Source organism: Hoylesella shahii, assembly GCF_937990675.1.
Lineage (GTDB): Bacteria > Bacteroidota > Bacteroidia > Bacteroidales > Bacteroidaceae > Prevotella > Prevotella shahii.
The window spans coordinates 21,555-42,320 of sequence record NZ_CALKQY010000062.1 but is presented as its reverse complement, the minus strand read 5'-3'; the positions used below and the strand labels follow the sequence as shown (position 1 = coordinate 42,320).

Below are 20,766 nucleotides of genomic sequence, written 5' to 3'. Positions count from 1 at the left end.
ATGCACAATGCGTTACTTGTTGTTTGATACCTTGTATTCATCGCCCCACTTCACATTGTTGCTATCGCTGAAACACTAAAGGGCCTACAATGTGAGGTGGATAGAGGAGAGTGGAGTGAACTACAATCATCGTTTATAGGTTATTCGCATGGCCATCTGCGTTGAAATCGCTGTTTTGGTTGTGTTTTCTTCCATAAAGTTGGTTGTTATTTGGGGCAATGAGGCCACATCGACTATGCGTTTTACCTATTTCAGAAATATTTTACTTACCTTTGAAGGCATGTTCTGTTAGTCTGCAATGTGTAAACGCATTATAAAAGGCTTCATCGAATCGCGCTAAATCCTCAATTCCACAAGTTAGCTATGGCAACAATCAATCCGTTCGGCCGCCCCATGTACATCATGCTGAAGCCGGCAGGTTCGCTTTGCAACCTTCGTTGCGAGTATTGTTATTATCTCGAGAAACAACAATTATACACTAATTGCCCCAATCATATCATCTCCGACCAGATGTTGGAGAAGTTCATCCGCGAGTACATCGAGGCGCAAACCACGCCCGAAGTGCTCTTTACATGGCATGGTGGCGAAACGTTGATGCGCCCAATATCTTTTTATAAGCGTGCATTGCAGTTGCAACGCACCTACGCTCGCGGCCGACAGGTGGATAATTGCATACAAACTAATGGCACGTTGCTTAACGATGAGTGGTGCCAATTCTTTAAGGAGAACAACTTTCTAGTGGGTGTTTCTATCGACGGACCGCAAGAGTTTCACGACGAATATCGCAAAACGGCATCGGGCAAACCTTCGTTTCACAAGGTGATGCAGGGCATAAGGCTACTTAATAAGCATGGTGTGGAATGGAACGCACTGGCCGTGGTGAACGATTTTAATGCCGATTATCCACTGGATTTTTACCATTTCTTTAAGGAGATAAAGTGCCGTTACATTCAGTTTACGCCCATTGTAGAACGTATTGTAACGCGCAACGACGGACTGAAACTTGCACCAGGCATGTACGAAGGTGGCCAGTTGGCCGACTTTTCGGTAACACCCGAACAGTGGGGCAACTTTCTTTGCACCATCTTCGACGAGTGGGTGCGCAATGATGTGGGCGAATATTACGTGCAACTATTCGATGCCACGCTGGCCAACTGGGTGGGTGTGGCTCCTGGTGTGTGCACCATGGCGGCCGAATGTGGGCATGCGGGCGTGATGGAATTTAACGGCGACGTGTATGCTTGCGACCATTTTGTGTATCCAGAGTATAAGCTTGGCAATCTGAAAGACAAGACCATCTACGAGATGATGCACTCGCCACGACAGCAGGAGTTTGCCAAATTGAAGAACGCGCTTTTGCCCCAGCAGTGTAAGGAGTGCCGTTTCCGCTTTGCTTGTCATGGCGAATGTCCCAAAAATCGTTTTGTTCGCGACCGCTATAACCAACCTGGCCTTAACTATCTTTGCAAGGGTTATTACCAGTTTTTTGAGCATGCCGCCCCTTATTTCGAGTTTATGAAACGCGAATTGCAGGCGCAACGCCCACCGGCTAACATCATGGAGGAGATTAGGAAGGGGCAAAAATTAGGACTAGGTTAGGTTGACTAGTCCGACAAGTCCGACAAGTCTGATATTCTTAAGATAGTATTAAAACCTTTATTGCGATGAAGAAAATAGCTTTTATATTGTTGCTTTTAATGGGCAAAACCGCCTTGGGTTATGCCCAAGACATTGACGAATACTATACCAAAGAGATTAGTACACGTGGCATAAAGCAAATAACGGAAAAATCGTTACGCGGGTGGAAAACAGTGAGCCATTACGACGAACAAGGATATTTACGGCTCGTTGAATATTTTAAAAGGGGGCGTAAACGGTCGGAGGAGACGTATGACTACACCATAACCGACTCGCTTCTAGAGGTGAGAACACTATCGGGGCAGAAGAAAGGCAGCCCTGTTCGTTGTATTGATAAGTACTTTTACGATGAGCAGGGGCGGTGTCGTAGGCAGGAAAGGCGTTTAATGGGTTCAGGCAAGTCTGTTTGGTTCATGGCTGTAGAGGATAGTTTCGTCTACAATGGCCCCCAGCTAATGGCTTATACCCGATACCTTTCAACGGGAAAGGTGGATAAGAGGTTTGTTTACACCTACGATGCACAAGGCCGAAAGACAATGATGAAGAGTATATATCCGGATGGTAACACAACATATCACCAGTTTAGGTATAACGATAAGGGGCAATTGACGGATTATATACGCGAATCTAGCGACCCAAACGACTGTTTTTCGTGTGTACCTCTGTGGTCGGAAAGCAAACACAACAAGGTGCATGAGCGGTATTGCAACTTCGATAAGCATGGCAATTGGACCAAGCACTATTTCATAACAGAGCGCAGTAAGGTGTTGTGGTCTAAACGCAAGCTGGTGTATTGGCATTAAGGGGTGGGGTGTGCGTTGGCAGAATGCTGTTAGTTTGTAGTGAATCATTTACGTTGTCTGTCCACACACATTATACACCTTATTATATATAGGCTGCATTTGTATTAGAAAAGGTATGATGTGGGAATTTGAAAGGAGGACACCCTAAGTGCATTTTGTTAGGCTATGGCATACCACCATTCACCCTTCTCGCGTGGCTTGATGCGGGTTGAGAGTAACAACGAATAGCCGTTGAAGTGATATAGCTATCTGGAAATGCAGTTACAGCTGACATGTTGCAATACAGATAACAAAAGCGCAGTCTTAACCCTAAGACTGCGCTTTTCTTATACATTGCTTTAGAGGCATGTTATACCCCATCCTTACTTGAAAAGAAAGGAGGTGGAAAGACCGTTTACTCCAAACTTTCTGCCTTTAAGTTGGTTATCTTACTCTTAAACGCGCCTGCTTGCTGCAACGGGAACACCAGTGTGCTGATGTAATACATATCGCCGCGCTTGCCAAAGTTCATCTTTCGCACGGGCAAATCGCTTACAAGGCGGCTGTTGATGTAAAGAGACGTCTTTTCTTTGTCGCCAACAACGGCCATGCGAACCTTTTCGCCAGGGAACAACTGGTAGTCGAACGTGTTGAGATAGCCGTCGCGTGAGAAACCAATCTTGCCTGCAATGGGGTCGGAGAGGTAAAAATGCGTGTCGCCAAACGAGAACAACACCGTGCCCTTTTCTTCTTGTTGCGCCTCGATGTCGAAACTAACACGATAGTTCCAGCCTATTTGGGGTATGTTTTGCACGGCATTGGGGGCAACGGTTGCCTCTTCCAGCACCACTCCAGCAGGATAATAACCAGCGTAGTTCAAACCAGGAGCTTCGCTCAAAGTCTGCAATTTACCCAAAAACTCTTCATAATTAAAGCTAGGTTTGGCGCCTGTCCACATCTTGGTGGCCATTGTTTGCAGCGCGGGCAGCACGCGATAATGCACATCCTTGTCGCTGATGCCATTGCCCACGATGTCGTTCCACACAGCAAACGCGCCTCCCTTTATTTGTTTATGGCGTTCGGGAAACTTCATTCCGTTGATGTTGGCGGGTGTCCACTCGTCGTAAAGCTTCTTCGTGTTGAGGTAATCGTAGTAATAGCCAGCCTTCGGCACGATGTAAACCTGACCATCGGGGATGCTCACAAGGTTATATCCCAACTTCATCATCTCGTCGGGCTTGGAGTAATCGTTAGACCACGAGAACATCAACACATCTTTCACCTTGATAGGTGTTGTGCCTTTGGCGTGCGTTTGTTGACCCCACACCACCGCCTTACGGTTGTATTTCTCCACCAAACGGATATAATGGTCGGTAAAAGCACGGAACTTCTCCACCACATTTTGGTCTTTGTTCGAGTATTCGTCTGTTCCCACATGCACGTATTTACCGCGGAACACGGGGTTTTTGCCTTCTAGATATTCGGTAAACACCGAGTCGCAGAAGGTAATGGTGTTAGGATTGAGCAAGTCAAGATGGTCGGGCGGATAATCCTTGCTCACCAAGTCGGGGCGAAAACGTGTCAAAGCCAAGCAGTGTGCAGGCACATCAATTTCGGGAAGTATCTCTACGCCCACGCTGTCGGCCAGCTCTTGCAGGGCAATAAAGTCTTTTTTGGTGTAATGACCGTCGCGAGCCGTGAGTCCAGGGAACCAATTACTCTCCATACGGAAAGCAGCAGGTGTGCGACTCCAGTCGCCATTATAGAACCAATGGAAAGCATTATCGTTGAGATGGATATGGAACACATTCATCTTATAATAAGCCATCATGCGCACATACTGGCGAAGCATATCCATCGAGAAGAACTTTCGACCGCAATCAAGCATAAAACCGCGGAACGGATAGTCGGGCATGTCACTGATAAATCCACATGGTAGCGCATGTTTTTCGTTCTGTTCGGCCAGTTGCAGCAGCGTTCTCGTACCCCAATAAAGTCCCTTGCGATTGGCAGCAGCAATATTAACCTGCCCCGTTATGTCCATGGTGTAGCCCTCTTCGCCTAGCGTTTTAGCCCCTTTAAGCGATAAAACGATGTCGCCTTTCTTGGCTTTTCCTTGGCTTACAGAAAGCGTAGTGCCGAACATCAGACGATAGTCGTCGGCCAATTGTTGCGCAACTTGTCTTTCTTCAGCACCATTGCACACGATGCGCCCCGAGAGAGCCAGTTCGCCCTCAGCCCCTTTCCATTGCTTAACCTCTGGAATGGTGAACGGTTTTTTGTTAATGGCGAATGCGGATAAGGCTGTGTTTGCCACTAGAAGTAATAACAGTAAAAGTTTCTTTTTCATTATTTCTTTTATGCTTTGTAAAATGCGATGAAGCTACTTGTCCTCTTGCTGCAGTGGCTAAGTAGATGTTTGCTAAATGTTCTATTGCTACAAAGATACGTTTATTTTCTCGTATCGCCATCTGTTTAGTGGCGAATTTAAAAGCTAGACGGATTAAATGGTGATGCAGGCACTGAATAGGTGCTATAAGCCAGAAATGGTTCTCAATTTAATGCTGTTTAATAAAAACAACTTTGCCTACTCCCCTATTCTAAACAGGACATAGTCCTTACTCACTTGACGTTTGTGAACTTTTAGAATTTACAGACCATTAGTGTTTAAATTTCTCTGCGTAGCGTTTCCCATTCGCATTGATATATAACACATAACGTCCTCGTGGAAGCGTACCATACCGCCCAACCCAACTAGGGTGTTGATTGGGTTTGACACTACCAAATTCATTCAGCTCTGAAAGACAAGTTGGCGAGTTCGCTTCCAGCATCTGGGGTAAAAGATATCCCGGTCGAGAAATTAAAGTCCTCAACCGGGATGCTATTCACTTTTTAAAGTCTAGTGTTTTATTTCAGCTTCAACAGTGTTGAGTAATTATAGTATGGCGTTTCCGACGTTTTAGCGGCCACGCGCACATAGATCGCATTTTTTGTATCTACGTTTTCAATCGTCACTTGATGCTGCGTTCCCAACGGTTGGTTGGTGGTACTAACAGTAACCTGTTTCTTAGCCGTGGTAGAACTAAGTCCGATGGTGTTGCCACACAATATTTTCACTTCGCTAACCGTACCCTCAGACTTGCTATTTTGGTTTACGGTGTAGGTCACCTCAATGTTATTACCCGTGAGTGTGGCCGTTGCCTTAATGCGCAAGTAAGGTTCAACCATCACCTTCACATCTGATGCAGGGATGTTAACAGCCTGTTCGGTAATCGTTGATGCCACAAACGGACCTTGCACCGTCAGTTTATACTTACCAGCAAACAGACGTGTGTTTTGGAATGTGCCATCGGGTTTGCACCAAAAGTTGGTTGGTTGTTGATAACCGTCTTGCACAATCTGCACTCGTGCGCCGTTGGGCGCCTGTGCGGGGATTAGCTCTTGTGTTTGACTATCGTATATTCCGCCCGATATTGCTGCATCAGGCTCATCGTAGTTATCGATGCTACAGCCAGCCAAGAGAGCCAGGCAGGCAGTAAGAGACAATAATATCTTTTTCATTTGCATGCTATTTTAGTAACCAGGATTTTGTGTGATGTTCGGGTTTGTTGATATGGCCTCTGCCGGAATACGCTCGTAATAGAGCTTAGGCAAGAAGGTTCGCGTGTTTTTTGGTGCGTCTTCAATCTTGAAGATATACTTCATTTGCTCCACTTTTTTACCATCTTCCCAAACCAAATAGGGGTTAAGGGCTTTGAACTGCGTTGCATTGAGCAGTTGGTCGGCTATGTGCCAACGTCTGATGTCCCACCAGCGATGGTTTTCAAAGGCCAATTCCACTCGGCGTTCGTGGCGCACTTGGTCGCGGTTGATGCTTGTGCGAGGAGCGATACCTGCGCGATTGCGTAGCTGGTTCACAGCTGCAAGAGCCTCGGCGTTGTCTCCTAGTTCCACGCAAGCTTCAGCAAAGTTAAGCAAAACTTCACCATAACGGAACACCATCCAGTTGGCTTCGCCTTTACCCCAGTCCACAACTTTGTTTGGTGTCATAAACTTTTTGATGTAGAAACCTGTCTTTGTTACGTCGGTTGAGGTGAGTGTACCATCCTTTGCTGCGATGGTTACGTTGGTTCCTTCATATTTGTCGCCCAGCGAACTAGCGGTAACAACAGTTCCATCAGGTTTAACAATACCCTTACGAACCTCTACCTTACCTCCTTGCCATGGGCAGAAGGGGTAGAGAATAGAACCCAACATGCGGGGGTCTTTATCCTTAAACAAGTCGGTTGGGTCGTTATACTTAATGGGATTACCGCTACCATCCTTCACTTTCAATGCACCGTCCGAGCCATCAACATACTCAAAGTCGGCCACGAAGTCGGCTGTGGGATTGGTCACACAGCCATAATCAAGCTTAAAGCTTTGGGGCGCATTAAAGTAATCAAACGAGTTACCTTTATCGCTAGCATCGAAAGCCTTGGTAAATATTTGCTCGGTGTTGGCCGAAGTCTCATCAAGGAAGAGGTATTGAAAGTTTTCTGCCTTATCGCTTTTTGCGCTATAGAGTGCAAATTTGCCCGAGTCGATAATCTTCTTTGCTGCGGCTTTGGCATCTTTAAAATAGCCTTCGGCTTTGTCGGCGGGTATTCCCACCAGTCCATCAAGCTGCACATTACCATATTTTGCTTCGGTGCCTGCATAGAGCATGGCTCTACATTCCAGTGCATTCACAGCATAGCGCGTAGCGCGATATTGCTCATTGTCTGCGCGTTTTTCGGGAAGAAGGCTTTCGATAGCCTGGCATTCGGCCTTGATAAAGTCGTAAATTTCGTACTCTTTATTTCTAGGCAGTCGCAATGTTTCGACATCTACGCCTTCCAGTCTTTGCACCTTCGTCACCAAAGGCACACCACCATAGCGCTTAACCATGGCAAAATAGCCAAATGCGCGACAGAAACGTGCCTCGGCTTCATACATTTTGCGCTGGCTTTCGGTTAGCATCGAAGCCGTTCCAATACTTTCTAAAAACAGGTTGATGTTTCTTATCTGTACATAACCCCACCAGCCGTATATACCTTCGGGTATCAATTGCTGGTTGGCACTACCCCATGTGTAGGCTCTCACGGCCTCATCGGTAAGCGTAGAGAGGTATTGTCCGTCGGTACCTGGTTGATATTCAAAGTCTTCAACCTGCATTTCGTCGTATAGTTGTCCTAGATAGGCATCTATAGCATCTTTGCTAGACCACACCTTCTCGTTGGTTAGAATTTTCGTCGACGACGTTTCCAAGATGTCGTTACACGAAAAAACGAGCGCAGCGGTGCACAATAAGCAGATATATGATTTCAGATTTTTCATTTTTAAGCTATTTAATGAGGTTTGAGATTATAACTTAACATTAAATCCAAGCGAGATAACCTTCTGTTGTGGATAGTATCTGCCAGGGCCACCAGCAGCCTCGGGGTCGAGCAAATCCATACCTGTGAAGGTGAAAAGGTTGAAACCGGAAACGAAAACGCGAACATTCTCTAGTCCGATGTGCTGTATCAGGCTCTTTGGAAGGGTGTAACCCAATTGAAATTCTTTCAAACGAAGGTAGCTAGCGTTTTGCAACCAGAACGACGATACATAACGGTTGTTTTGTTTTCCGCTAGCGTATGTTGAGGGATATTTGCCCGGTATCCATGGCGAAGACGTGTCGTAGAGGTCTTCATGATGCCAACGGTCTAGGAAGGCTGTGGGGGTGTTCGAGCCGTTATACAAGGGATGTGCCATATCATTGGTTAGCAATGCATTGAAATTGGCTGCTCCCTGGAAGAACACGGTTAGGTCGAAGCCTTTCCATTGGCCCGAAAGTGTTAGTCCATACATTATTTCGGGCGTTGTACCACGTCCTATTAGCTGCACGTCGTTACCATCAATCACACCGTCGTTGTTAAAGTCTTCGTACTTAAGGTCACCTGGCACGAGGGTTAGGTTACCGTTACCGTCTTGCACGGGCGACGAAGCTATCTCGGCCTCCGATTGGAATTGTCCGATATATTTATATCCCCACCAGATATTTTTATAACGATTGTTGGTGTTGTTTCTCCAATTATCGTTGTCGTTTAGCGATGCATTGCGCTCCACATGGTTGTACATGGCACGCGTATACGACACGTTACCCGATATATCGTAGCTTAGTTCGCCAATTTTATTATGGTGCGACAGCTGCACTTCAAATCCTCTATTGCTATCAGAGTTGAGGTTTTCTTGTGGCAGTTTAGCACCAAACGTTGAGGGCAACGACTCGGCACGGGTGGCCAACAAGCCATCGCGATGGCGATAGAACAATTCTACCGTACCCGAAAGTTTACCATGCCACAAGTCGAAATCTAATCCAAAGTTGTAGATATCCGATGTGTACCAGGTGATGTTTCTATTGGCTAGACCCTTTGGCACAACCGTGCGGATAACCTCCGACCCAAGGATGTACGAGCTATAAGGATAGGTGTAACCCTCTAGATATTGGAAACCTTCAACCGCCTCATCGTCGCCAAGGCGTCCCCATGATGCACGAAGCTTCAGGTTATCCAGCACGTTGCTATACTTTTTCATGAATGCCTCTTCGCTAATGCGCCATCCTGCCGACACCGAGGGGAAGAAGCCCCAGCGTTTTTCTTTAGCAAACTTGGATGAGCCATCGTAACGGAAGCTAAATTCAACAAGATAACGACCAGCATAGTCGTAGTCAACACGGCCCACATAGCCTATACGACCTTCTTGCCAACTATTGCCACCGTTGGTTTTATTCTTATCATTACCATTGTCTAGTTCGGGAATGGCATCGATAGCAAATTCGCGGAAGCCATCCAGTTCGCGGTAGTTCTCCTTGGTTGTTTCAGAGAGCAACAAACCTTTTACATGGTGCAAGTTACCAAATGTTCTCTCGTAGTTGATTGAAGCTTGCATCATATAGGTTTCAAGGTTCCACACTGCGCGCTTTAGATTTGAGGGGTTAAAGCCCGTGTACACCACATTATATTGGTCGGCTGCTTTATCGTAAGCATAGTAATGATATTTCTTTTGGAACAAATCCCTAAAGTTGTCTTCATTACGATAGTAGAACAAACCCTTCATCGACAGCCCTTTAATGTTTTGGAAAGCATAGTTTAGCGATGCTGTACCCTCAAAACGCTTGTTCTGCACCTTGTCAAAACCCATCACGCTGGGGTCGGTAACCGCCTTCACGTTACGCGCCGAAATATTGGTTACGGCGTAATAGTCGGGGTTGTTGTTGGCATAGGGATGCGATGTGGGGAATGTTTGTTGTATAGATGCCATGATATAGAAGGGATTCCATGGCGAAGAGTGGCGCTGTTCTTTTTGTCCCGAGAGCGACAACGATGCCGAAAGGGCGTCGGTAATCTTCACATCCATGTTAGAACGGAAGTTGAAACGCTGGAAGTTAGAACTGTTTGTGCGCCACATACCACCCTCGTTGAGATAGCCCAGCGATGCAAAATAGCTTGCTTTCTCTGTTCCACCGCGCACGTTAAGGTTGTATTGTTGTTGCGGAGCCCATGGTCTTACCACCTCATCATACCAGTCGGTGCTTTCGTAGCCCTCGCCACCAGCGCGCCATTTTTCAAGGTTTTCGCGTCCGTAAGTGGGTTGTTTGCCACGGTTAACCAGGTCTTCATCGGTTAGTTCCACAAATTGTGCAGCGTTACACAGTTCGGGATAGATGGTTGGGCGTTGCCAACTAAAGGTTGAGTTCAGCTCAATCTTGGTTGCTTGCGTTCCTCCGCGCTTAGTGGTAACCAATATCACACCATTGGCGGCCCGAATACCATACACTGCTGCCGATGCGTCTTTTAGGATGGTTACGCTTTCTATTTCATTGGGGTCTATCTGGCCTAAACTGCCAGGCATACCATCGACAATCACCAGCGCTTTGCCATATCCGCGAATGTCAATATTACTTGCATCGTTGCCAGGTTCGCCCGAACGCTGAACCACGCGCAAGCCTGCTAGCTTTCCACCGATAGAGTTGGTGAGGTTGGCCATTGGCGAACGCGCAATGTCTTTACCCGTTACCGAGGCGATAGAGCCAGTAACGTCTACTTTCTTCTGACTACCGTAGCCCACCACAACCACATCGCTCAGCAATTGGGTGTTGGGTTTGAGTTGCACGTTCATGTTTGCCGTGGCCTTCAGCTTAAAGTCGTTATAGCCCACATAGCTAATGGTGAGTTCGGTACCAGGCACAAGGTCGACAGAGAAGTTACCATCCAGGTCGGTTACCGTTCCGGTGTTGGTTGCTTTGTCCACAACCGATGCGCCCGTGATGGGTTGTCCCATCTCGTCCACCACCTTTCCTTGCATTTTTTGTTTCTTGTCGTTTGCTTTTTGCGTGCGTGCGGTTTCCTTGGGTTCGCTTTTGTGTTGGCTCACCACGATGGTTTTGCCATTTACTTCGTAGTCCACATCTTGTCCTGCAAGAATTTGTCCCACCACATTAGCCACCTTTTCGTTGCGTGCATCAACGCTAACCCGGCGGTTCATGTCCACGTCTTTGGCATAAATCACAACCGAGTAGCCTGTGTTTTTTTGCAAGTCAACGATGGCTTGCTTCACAGTGACGTTCCTCAGCGTCATCGTTACCGTGCTCGCCTGTACCGTAACCTCCATTGAAAGCGCTAGGAAGGTTGCGAGCAGAAACTTTTTTGTCAATGGTCTCATGTCGAAATGAATTAGTTAGAAATTGTTTAGAGATTGATAAGCATTAGGTAATGTGGCCTGAGGCTTTGCTAATAGAGGCGGTAACGCCCGTTGGCCATATTGTATTTGATTTGGCCTGTTTGGGCCATTATTTGTAATATCTGGTCGATGTTGCTTATTTGCTTGTTGAATATTAGGTAAAATCGTTTGCTGCGCACGCTCTTGGCCACGTCTATCAGCACATCAAAGCTGCGGGCAAGCACAGGCGCTATTTCTTCTAGTGGCAAGTTATCAAAGTACAAGGTGTTCATGCTGGCTCCTTCTTCTTTGGTTTCCTTGATGTTCTCGCGCTGTAGTTTACCCGTGTTTTTGTCCACCACCATGCGCTGTCCGGGGTTCAAAGCCAAGGCTTTGCGTTGTGATATAAGATTGTCAACGCTTAGTCTTCCTTCGTAAAGGCTAACCATCACGCGGCGGTCTTCTTTATAATTGCTCACCTTGAAGGCCGTGCCCTGGTCGTGCAACACCACATCTTTGGTTATCACCATCATGGGCAAACGCTCGTTGTGCCTTACATTGAAAAAGCCTTCGCCTTGTAAATGTATCTCGCGCTGGGATATACCGAAGCCTTGCGAGTAGCTAATGGTTGAACCCGAATTGAGTTTCACCTCACTGCCATCGGGCAAAATGGTGGTTACTTGCGACCCGTTGGGGGCTGTGGTGGCTATCATGGCAAAGCGTTTGGTGGCATTGTGCCAACCTGCGAAATAGGCCACCACGGGCAAAAACATCACTAACACCATCGCGGCCACCTTTGCCTGTCGCCTTATTCGTTGGCGTTGGGCCTGCTTTTTTTGCTTTGCCACCTGGCGCACATGGGCATGAAATCGCTGCAAGGCTTGCTCCACATCGAAGGTGTGATGGGGTTTGGTGCATTCGTCGTAGAAAACCATCTCGCGCATACTTAGCACATACTGCCGATTTTCATCGTTTTGCTCGATAAAATCGTTCAGCTCGCGCAGTTGGCTGGCGTCTATTTCGCCCTGCACATAGCGGCTAATTAGGTTATTGATATGTTGATTGTAGGCTTTCATACGCTGTTCGCTCTATAAGGAAAGAGTATTTTTGATGGTTGTTGGGGTAGTGAAAAAGCGAGAAATATGTGCAATCGCACTCGGTTTTAAGTTTTTTTATTAATTGCAACGTTTGGGCTAGCGGTGTGCTTTGCCCAGCCCTGCACCCTATATATTGCAGAGGGCAACCACGCGTGTATTGGCGCAGTGCTCTGCAAAAGCCACCAGTGGCAAACCGCTACCAACTTTGCGCCATCAGCATCAGCGTGCAAGCTGTGCCAGTAGACAGACTAGAAGAGAGTATTTTGAGGGCATTTTTAATGTGATATTTCACGGTGTTGACCGATATACCCAGCTCTTGGGCTATCTCTGCATGCTTTTTGCCATGATAACGACTTAGTTCGAACACCTGTCGGCACTCGTGGGGCAACTGGTTTACTACCTCTTGGGCATGGTTTTGCATTTCTTCTTCGATGAGCCACCCTAGGGGATGTTCGGCATCCGACAGGTTATCGTGTACGCGCAGCAATTCATTATCAAGACTTAGGGTTAGCCTTCCATGCCGAAAGGCACGCGAGCGACACACTTTCTCGCTGTTGTTGCGCACGGCACGAAAGAGATAAGCCTGCAACGAGTCTACTTCTAGTTCACTGCGATGATGCCAAAGGTAGAAAAAAAGGTCGTCGACAATTTCCTCAGCCAATTGATGACTGTGGGTTATTGTTGCTGCTAACTTGCACAAAACGTCATAATAGGTTCTGTATAATTGTTCGAAAGCGGCAAGATCGACACCCCTTAGGCTAGGCGTTGTGTCACTGTCTAACATATTAATAAGGCTGTTTAACTATAGATTGTTTAACGTGTGGCACAACTTTTAAAGATTACGTTCTGCTTACCGAAAACGTTCTTTTCGTTTTTCGAAAAGTGCGTTTATTGACGCATTTTTTTAGCCATACCATCAATATCAGCAAAGTTAATGATTTTTTCTGTTTCGCCATGTGTTTTGTATTATTTTATAGATAACATATTCTATAGGTGCAACACACAAGTCTTATTAATGTAAAGTTTTGTGCGTGAAATTTAACACAAAAACAGGGCTTGAAAGTCACCAACTGTTCGCCTTGCTCCAAATTTTCAATTCTCGCGAGGGTTATTTTGGATGTAAAAGCGATGTGAGTACAACCTGCACTTTTTGCTTTTACTACGCATAAAAATGTGTTTTGCACGCTATATCGTGCTATTTGCTGCTAAATGCAAGGCTAAATGGTGCTAAACGCACGGCTATTTGCTGCTAAACGCAGGCCTATTTGCTGCAAAACGCAAGGATAAATGCTGCAAAACACGAGGTTATTTGCTGCTAAACGCAGCGTTAAATGCATCATCTTGCACACCTCTTGTATGAATTTACAATTTTAGAATGTTGAAAAAAGCATGTTTTCTTGGTAAAATAAACCATTAAACGTGTATTTTTAGCCACTAAAAGCTGTTTTTGGGGAGAGAAAAAATGCGGAGTTTTCGTCTTCTAGAAAAGCAAAAAGGTACAAAACACTTCTGAAATGCCAAAAAATAGACGAAAAATAAAATTGGATAAGGCAAAAACAGCAACTTTTTGCCTACTTTGAGTCGCTTTTTTCGCTAGAATGCGTTTGCCTGCAGCACGTGTTTTGTAAAGTATTTTAAACGCGATTAACAAATAAAGAAAAAAGCACGATTAAGCCCAATTGCGGTCATTAGAGACTAAACAGATATTGTTTTATTGTCGAGCAGATTGGCTGTTTTTGTTATGCAGGCGTAGCGGGCTACGTAAATTTAGAAAGACAAGCAAGATGCCGACATGAAAATAAAAGATGTTAGGAAACAACACTAAAACAAGAATTCTGGAAACGTTGTGGTATAATAACCGATTGGGGTTAAAACTCACCCCTAAATCAATGCACTTTTGCGCCCTAGCCTCGACATACCACAGTTTGCTATGATTGCATAACATTGTCAATATGACCAAAACTTATTGATGGCACAATGCCTTTGTGGGCTATTGCAGTGCCACACACACCCCACTCCATGCCAACACACAACAAGCCTGCCCCGCACAGCAAGTATAGCACCACGAAGGGCTTATGCATTGGCAGGCAGGGCAGGCTTGTTAATTGCGCGCGAAGTTAAGTTCTGTGGCGCATAGTATGGGTTTTAGCAGCGTAAAAGCACTGCAAAGAACGCGTATTTTTAACGGAAACCGATAATCTTACGCACCTCTTTAAGCGTGGCACTGGCGCTAGCGCGCGCCACTTCGGCACCCTCTTGAGCGATGCGATCGAGCAGTTGGGTGTTAGAACGATATTCCATAATGCGCTCGCGAATGGGCGTTACGGTTTTGATAATATCTTCAGCAATCTGCTTTTTCAAGTCGCCATAACGTATAGAGCAATCGTTCCATTTCTCGTCGAAGTAGTTATACGTTTCCTCGTCCGAGCAGATACGCAAGAAAGTAAAGAGATTTTCAATAACATCGGGCTTCACGCTATTGGGGGCTTCGGGCCCAGAGTCGGTCACAGCCTTCATCACCTTTTTTCGTATAGCCGCATCCTCTTCGTAAAGATAGATGCAATTGCCATCACTCTTCCCCATTTTTCCGCTGCCATCCAGTCCAGGAACCTTCACGGCTTGCGTGTTAAAGTAGAAGTTTTGAGGTTCGGGGAAAAGGTCAACACCATAGATATGATTAAAGCGTCGCGCACATTTGCGGGCCATCTCCATGTTTTGCTCTTGGTCTTTGCCCACAGGCACTTTGTGCGCACGATGCTGCAGAATGTCGGCAGCCATCAAAGTGGGGTAAGTAAGCAGTCCGGCGTTAACATTATCGGGCTGTTGTCGTGCCTTATCCTTAAAGGTGGTAACGCGTTCCAGTTCGCCCAGGTACATATTCATATTAAAGAAGAGGTACAATTCGAGCGTCTCTTTCACGTCGCTCTGTACATATATCTTGGCTTTTTGTGGGTCGATGCCACAGGCAAGATACTCAGCAAGGATTACACGAGCACTACGTTGAATGTCCTCGGGTTTCGGACTGGTGGTAAGCGAGTGCCAATCGGCAATGAAGAACAGGCTTTCGTACTCGTCTTGCATCTTCACGAAACTCTTTACCGCTCCGAAATAGTTGCCCAAGTGAAGATTTCCAGTGGGCCTAATTCCGCTTACTACTTTTTCCATTTTGATGTTTGTTTATGCTGTTAGCTATCTTTTGTTATATACATGCATGCAACAACGATGTTCGTTGCTAAAAAAAAATCCCGCAACCATGTTAGATTGCGGGACTTTTGCGTTGTGGGCGTTGACGGATTCGAACCGCCGACCCTCTGCTTGTAAGGCAGATGCTCTAAACCAGCTGAGCTAAACGCCCGTGCTTTGTTTCTAAAAGCGATGCAAAGGTACGCCTTTTTTCGAGAACCACCAAACAAAATGCGAAAAAAATGTTGATGAATGGCATTTTTCTCTTCTATGCATTAACAAGAAGATTAATCATTAGGTATATAATAACAAAGAAAGAATTCGTCTACAAATTAAATCGTTATCCTTAAGGATACAAATGGAACCACAGATTGGTCTATTGACCTAAGCCAACGTCTGTGTTTGCGAGGAAACCAATTCATAGTACCGTTTCTTATTTTCCATCAGCGTTTTGTGTGTTCCAACTTCTACGATATGTCCTTTGTCAAGCACTACAATTTGGTCTGCGTTTTGAATAGTACTAAGCCGGTGTGCAATCACGACAACTGTACGATGTTCGAAAGCATTGTTTAGTGCATCTACAATTTTACGCTCGTTGATGGTGTCTAAAGCATTAGTAGCTTCATCAAGGAACAACATTTTAGGGTTTCTGTATAGGGCACGTGCAATGAGCAGACGTTGCTTCTGTCCTCCACTAAGTCCTCGGCCAGTTTCGCCTACCGTTGTGTCGAATCCATTAGGCATGGCGTTTATCTCTTCTTCCAGTTGGGCAATCTTACAAACCTCATGCAGACGGTCGTAGTCTATGTGGTCGTCATCTAGCACGATATTGTTAATGATGGTGTCGCTAAACACCTTTCCGTCTTGCATCACCACCCCACACAAGTTTCGCCATTGACGCAAATTGATGGCTTCCACGTTCATCGTGTCCATCTTGATATCTCCGAATGTTGGTTTATACAGTCTAACGAGAAGTTTTAGCAACGTAGACTTTCCACAACCACTGCCTCCGACAATTGCCGTAACCTTATTTTCAGGAATGTGCAGGTAGATACCTTTCAGCACGAAAGGCGAGTTAGCCGAATATTGGAAGTGTACGTTAGACAAGGTTATCGATTTTTCGTTGGGTAATATGCATGTGTTACCAACCGAGAGTAGCTCTTCCTCATCTTCAAGTTGACGAATTTCGTTGATGCGCAGAAAGCTTATCTTGGCATATTGAGCACCCATAACAAAGCTGATGAATTGGGATAAAGGACCATTTAACATGCCGATAATGAACTGTGTGGAAATCATTACCCCAAAGGTTATATCGCCATTGATAACGGCTACTGCGCAAAAGAACACGATACCCATATTTTTTATGCTTTCAATAAACTGTGCCCCCAAGTTTTGCATGTTTGTTATAGCGAGCACGCGCTTGTTGACATGATATAGCCGTGCCTGTATCTCTTCCCATTTCCAGCGGCGTTGCTTTTCGTAATTGTTTATTTTCACATCCTGAATGGCAGAAACCGTCTCCACCCAATAGCTTTGATTCCTTGAAAGGAGTTCGAAATATTCCCAGTCTAACTTTTTCCTAACATTTAGGAAAAGTAAAACCCAGCCCACATAAAGTGCAGAACCTGCCAAGAATATAAGAAAGATAACCACATTGTATATCAGTAATATAATGGCAAATACCACAAAGGTAAGCATAGAAAAAATGAGAGACAGAGAATTGTTCATGATGAAACTGCGAATGCGTTCGTGGTCTTGCGCACGCTGCAGGATGTCACCCATCAGTTTGTTTTCAAAGAAGGTGACGGGCAAGTTCATCAATTTTATCAGATAATCGGATATTAGTGCAATGTTAACGCGTGCAGTGATATGCAACAAGATCCAATCTCTGAGCACATTGAAAACCATTACGCTCAACAGAATACTAATGTTGCCAATGAGTATCATGTTGATAAAGTTAACGTCGGATGTTTTAATGCCTACGTCAATCACCGCTTTTGAGATAAAAGGTAGCACACCTTGCAATGCCGTAACAATAAACATGATCACGAAAATCAAAGCAAACGAGCGCGAGTATGGGGTGAAATACTTTAGAATGCTTAGAAAACTATTCCGTTTTTGCTCTTTTTCGGCCTTGGTTTCCTTAAAATCGACTGTGGGTTCAACGGCTAGCAACACGCCTTGGTTTTCGCCCCTCTGATACCAACCTTGTTTGAACGTTTCGTGCGAATATTTTACGCGTCCTCTTGCGGGATCAGAAATATAAATATATTTTTTATCAGCATGGTATACCACTACAAAATGATTATTGTTCCAAAATATGATAGCGGGGAAAGGAACACTATTAATAACCTCGTTGACATCACATTTTACTGCCAACGTTCGAAGCCCAATATTTTCTGCTCCAACACTAATATCGTGTAACGACACGCCTTCTTTGGTGATACCGCAACGGTCGCGGAGATACTGCAACGAGTAATATTTGCCAAAATGTTTGGCAATGATTTTAAGTGAGGCTGGTCCACAATCATGTGAATCCATCTGATATTCTACAGGAAATCGACAAAACTTCATCATCTTATTTTTCGCCTTTGGCTTTGAGGTTATCGAACAGCCTTTCTATTAGTCGTTTTCTTTTCGTTATAATCTCGGCAGTTCCGTTGCTTTCAAAATCGAGCGGAAGGCGTTTGCCGAAATTGGTAAGCGTGCCGTGTGGAAAAGAAATCAACACGAGATAGGCGTCCACTTCCTTATCTTGTACCTTTATCTTGTGGCTAATACGCGAAATAGATTTTACAACACCCTTTAGTTGTCCGTATTCGTCGTAGGGAAAATTACTTATTTTAACGTTTACATTTTGCCCTATAGCCACTTTTCCCACACCAAAAGACGGGATGGTGACTTCGCCCAAGATGTTATTTCTGCTCGGTATGATAGAAAACAGCTCCTGTCCATTCTGAACAAAGCGGTTGTTTCGCCAAAATCCAAGGTATTCTAGATGACCTGCAACAGGTGCGTATTGCAAGTATCGTTCTTTCCAAATATTGATGGCGTTAGACAGTTCGTTCTTTCTTGTAACGAAATCTGTATATACCTTATCCTTAGATTCAGACTCTTCTAAGAGAATGCGCTGTATCTCCATCTGGTTGTGGTTTACTTCTGATTGCTTCATCATCTGGGTACTTTGCAAGTTGAGCAAAGCTTCTTGTAACGATAGATGTGCAGCATGCTGTTGTTGAAATTCTTGCTCACTGATTACTTTGGCAGCAAGTAACACACTGTCTTTCTTAAGCTGATTTGCAGAAACGTGAAGCAATTGACATTTAAGCGCCACTTCATTGTTGATGTTGGCAATTACAGATTTATCCGAAGTTATCTGTTGCCGTAGGTTTTTATGCATCGTGCCATAGATGTTAGACGACAACACGCGTCGATATTGCATGTAGGCCAGCATAAACGCATTGTAGGCCGAACTCACTTCACCCAATATGAGCGTATCGGGAAGATCTATGGCGGCTTGCATGCTCTTGTTAAGGTTGCTTAGCAAGCCTTCCACTTTCAGGATGTGTCGATAGTTGGCTCCACTTTCAAGATAAGATATAACTTCGCCTTTCTTCACCCTGGTCTTATTTGCTTTTAGCAAGTATATGCGTCCGTTGCCGTTTGCCACCAAACGCACCGGTGCAGTGTTAGCGGTAACAGATATGGGACCGTCTACAGTGTCGGGGTATTGGATGAGAAATCCAAGCAAAACGACAATAGCCATCAGCACGCCAACACACAGAGCTACCCATTTAACCCACTCCGTGGGCATGCGTTCCACTATGGCTTGCACCTCCTCCGACCTTTCATTGCGTTTATTGTCTTCCATGAGCAGTTCTTCCATATTTGTGCGCAACCTGCTGAACGATGCGCAAACGTAAGGCAGAGCGCAAGAAAAGTTGGTCTACCAATCCCACGCTGTCGTTATTGGTGCGTGTAACATCCGAGTAACCAAAGTCTGTTTGAATGGAGATAAAAGGATACATGGTCGCTTTGTCCATCGTAAGTACCGACAGCACACCATCTGCCGTATCGGTATCCTTAAAATCGTACTCTAGTATTCGTTTAAACAAAGGCTTGAAAACAATGATAAACTGTGTGCTCCAAAACCAGTCTACCCAATAGCGATTGTCTGCAACGGGTACAGCCATGCCGAACCCCCCAATACCTCCTGATAGCAATTCGATACCTTGTGTCTCTGCTTCGAGAATGTTACGAAAGAGATATTCCTTATTGTATGCGGGCGTGAAGGTATGGTCGTCTTCACAAATAATAATGATATCGTCTTCGTTTTCCTCAGCCTTTCGTATCGCTTGCACCATGCTTTTCCATAGCCCAACTGCGCCAATAGGGTGCTTTACAGCCTTTATCCAAGTAAGTTCGAACTCCGTTCTGTCACTGAATTGTTCCTCAATATGCTGCCGGCGTTCTGTGCGCTCCTCTAGATTGATAACATAAACAGGCAGATAAAACCCAACACTATTGTTTTCCATGCGTTTTTTGATGGTTTATAACGGTTTGTTCCAATATGTAATTCACTTTCTTTGCCCATACGTCCCAGTTCAATCGGGTTTCGTATTCCTTACGCGACGACTGTCTTAATGCGATGTATTTGTCCTTGTCGCAGAATATCGAGTGTATCTTTTGGGCATAATCAATTGCCGTAGCCGTGGGTGGGAGCAAGAAACCGTTTTTGCCTTCGCAGATGGGTTGCCCCGTTCCTTGCACATTTGCAGCCACACTTGGCACACCGTAGGCCGAGGCTTCGCAAAACACGATGCCGAAAGCGTCGAACTGAGTGGGGAGAATGAGGAAATGCGCGTTGCGAAGTATGGAGCATAATTTAGACAGATGAGTAGGTTTGGACTTGTCGAGGAAGGGATAAACCACAACACTCTCGTCTTCTACGCAAGGAGGTTGGCAGCCAACGATGGTCAGTGTGCAGTTCATTCCCATAGCTTTTAGCTCCCTATATGTCCCCAAAGCCTTGTCGCCACCTTTCTTTTCCCAGTTTCGTCCAATAAACACCAAGTTGCAAACACTTGTGTCGATGTTTATTTGGTAATCGCAGGGATGAGGAATGTTCGCGCCAAACTCAACCACATGTATCTTCGACGGTTCGATGCCGTAATAGCTAACTGCGCTTTGTTTCGCCCACTCTGAGCTATATACAATGGTGTTGTATTGGTTTAAGAGTTTGAACTCCGCATCTTCTGTTTGTTTTATTTCCTCAGGTTTGCTGTCGTTGTGCATGTAGTCTTTGAATGCGTGATAGGTAACGTCGCTTAAATGAACCATGGGAA

The 20,766-nt window shown here is 45.3% G+C and carries 13 protein-coding genes and 1 tRNA gene; 2 read left to right on the top strand and 12 right to left on the bottom strand.

Annotation, left to right across the window (positions count from 1 at the left end; genetic code table 11):
* The first annotated feature begins 363 nt into the window (after nt 1–363).
* Both QME03_RS09090 and QME03_RS09085 read left to right on the top strand, forming a co-directional pair.
* On the top strand, nt 364–1,599 hold the full coding sequence (locus QME03_RS09090; RefSeq protein ID WP_281724171.1) for an anaerobic sulfatase-maturation protein: 1,236 nt from the start codon (nt 364–366) through the stop codon (nt 1,597–1,599).
* 65 nt (nt 1,600–1,664) lie between these two features.
* Nucleotides 1,665–2,441, top strand: a complete 777-nt coding sequence (locus QME03_RS09085) for a hypothetical protein (RefSeq protein WP_025815554.1) — start codon at nt 1,665–1,667, stop codon at nt 2,439–2,441.
* Nucleotides 2,442–2,835: 394 nt separating this feature from the next.
* On the opposite strand, the gene QME03_RS09080 is transcribed toward QME03_RS09085, so the two are convergent.
* The 12 genes from QME03_RS09080 to QME03_RS09025 form a co-directional block, all read right to left on the bottom strand.
* Nucleotides 2,836–4,770, bottom strand: coding sequence for a family 20 glycosylhydrolase (locus QME03_RS09080; RefSeq protein WP_281724170.1), 1,935 nt, complete (start codon nt 4,768–4,770; stop codon nt 2,836–2,838).
* A 557-nt stretch (nt 4,771–5,327) separates the two neighbouring features.
* Nucleotides 5,328–5,981, bottom strand: a complete 654-nt coding sequence (locus QME03_RS09075) for a DUF3823 domain-containing protein (protein WP_273112388.1) — start codon at nt 5,979–5,981, stop codon at nt 5,328–5,330.
* 12 nt (nt 5,982–5,993) lie between these two features.
* Nucleotides 5,994–7,778: a RagB/SusD family nutrient uptake outer membrane protein gene (locus QME03_RS09070; RefSeq protein WP_281724169.1), complete on the bottom strand. Its 1,785-nt coding sequence runs from the start codon at nt 7,776–7,778 to the stop codon at nt 5,994–5,996.
* 27 nt (nt 7,779–7,805) lie between these two features.
* Nucleotides 7,806–11,144: a TonB-dependent receptor gene (locus QME03_RS09065; RefSeq protein ID WP_281724168.1), complete on the bottom strand. Its 3,339-nt coding sequence runs from the start codon at nt 11,142–11,144 to the stop codon at nt 7,806–7,808.
* A gap of 68 nt (nt 11,145–11,212) precedes the next feature.
* Nucleotides 11,213–12,217 (bottom strand): FecR family protein, encoded by a 1,005-nt coding sequence (locus tag QME03_RS09060; RefSeq protein WP_281724167.1) that lies wholly within the window; start codon nt 12,215–12,217, stop codon nt 11,213–11,215.
* 217 nt (nt 12,218–12,434) lie between these two features.
* The gene (locus tag QME03_RS09055; RefSeq protein WP_273112395.1) at nt 12,435–13,022 is read right to left on the bottom strand and encodes an RNA polymerase sigma-70 factor; all 588 of its coding nucleotides are present in this window, start codon (nt 13,020–13,022) and stop codon (nt 12,435–12,437) included.
* Between the two features lie 1,397 nt (nt 13,023–14,419).
* Entirely contained in the window at nt 14,420–15,403 is a 984-nt protein-coding gene (gene trpS / locus QME03_RS09050; protein ID WP_025815538.1) for a tryptophan--tRNA ligase, read from the bottom strand.
* Between the two features lie 115 nt (nt 15,404–15,518).
* A tRNA-Val gene (locus QME03_RS09045) sits at nt 15,519–15,593 on the bottom strand.
* 212 nt (nt 15,594–15,805) lie between these two features.
* Nucleotides 15,806–17,995, bottom strand: coding sequence for a peptidase domain-containing ABC transporter (locus QME03_RS09040; RefSeq protein WP_281724175.1), 2,190 nt, complete (start codon nt 17,993–17,995; stop codon nt 15,806–15,808).
* A 4-nt stretch (nt 17,996–17,999) separates the two neighbouring features.
* Nucleotides 18,000–19,307, bottom strand: coding sequence for an HlyD family efflux transporter periplasmic adaptor subunit (locus QME03_RS09035; RefSeq protein ID WP_281724166.1), 1,308 nt, complete (start codon nt 19,305–19,307; stop codon nt 18,000–18,002).
* Nucleotides 19,279–19,956 carry a glycosyltransferase family 25 protein gene (locus QME03_RS09030; RefSeq protein ID WP_281724165.1) on the bottom strand — a complete coding sequence of 226 codons (678 nt, stop codon included), beginning with the start codon at nt 19,954–19,956 and terminating at the stop codon, nt 19,279–19,281. The genes QME03_RS09035 and QME03_RS09030 overlap by 29 nt, the downstream gene beginning before the upstream one ends.
* Nucleotides 19,943–20,761, bottom strand: coding sequence for a glycosyltransferase family 4 protein (locus QME03_RS09025; RefSeq protein ID WP_281724164.1), 819 nt, complete (start codon nt 20,759–20,761; stop codon nt 19,943–19,945). The genes QME03_RS09030 and QME03_RS09025 overlap by 14 nt, the downstream gene beginning before the upstream one ends.
* Nucleotides 20,762–20,766 lie beyond the last annotated feature (5 nt).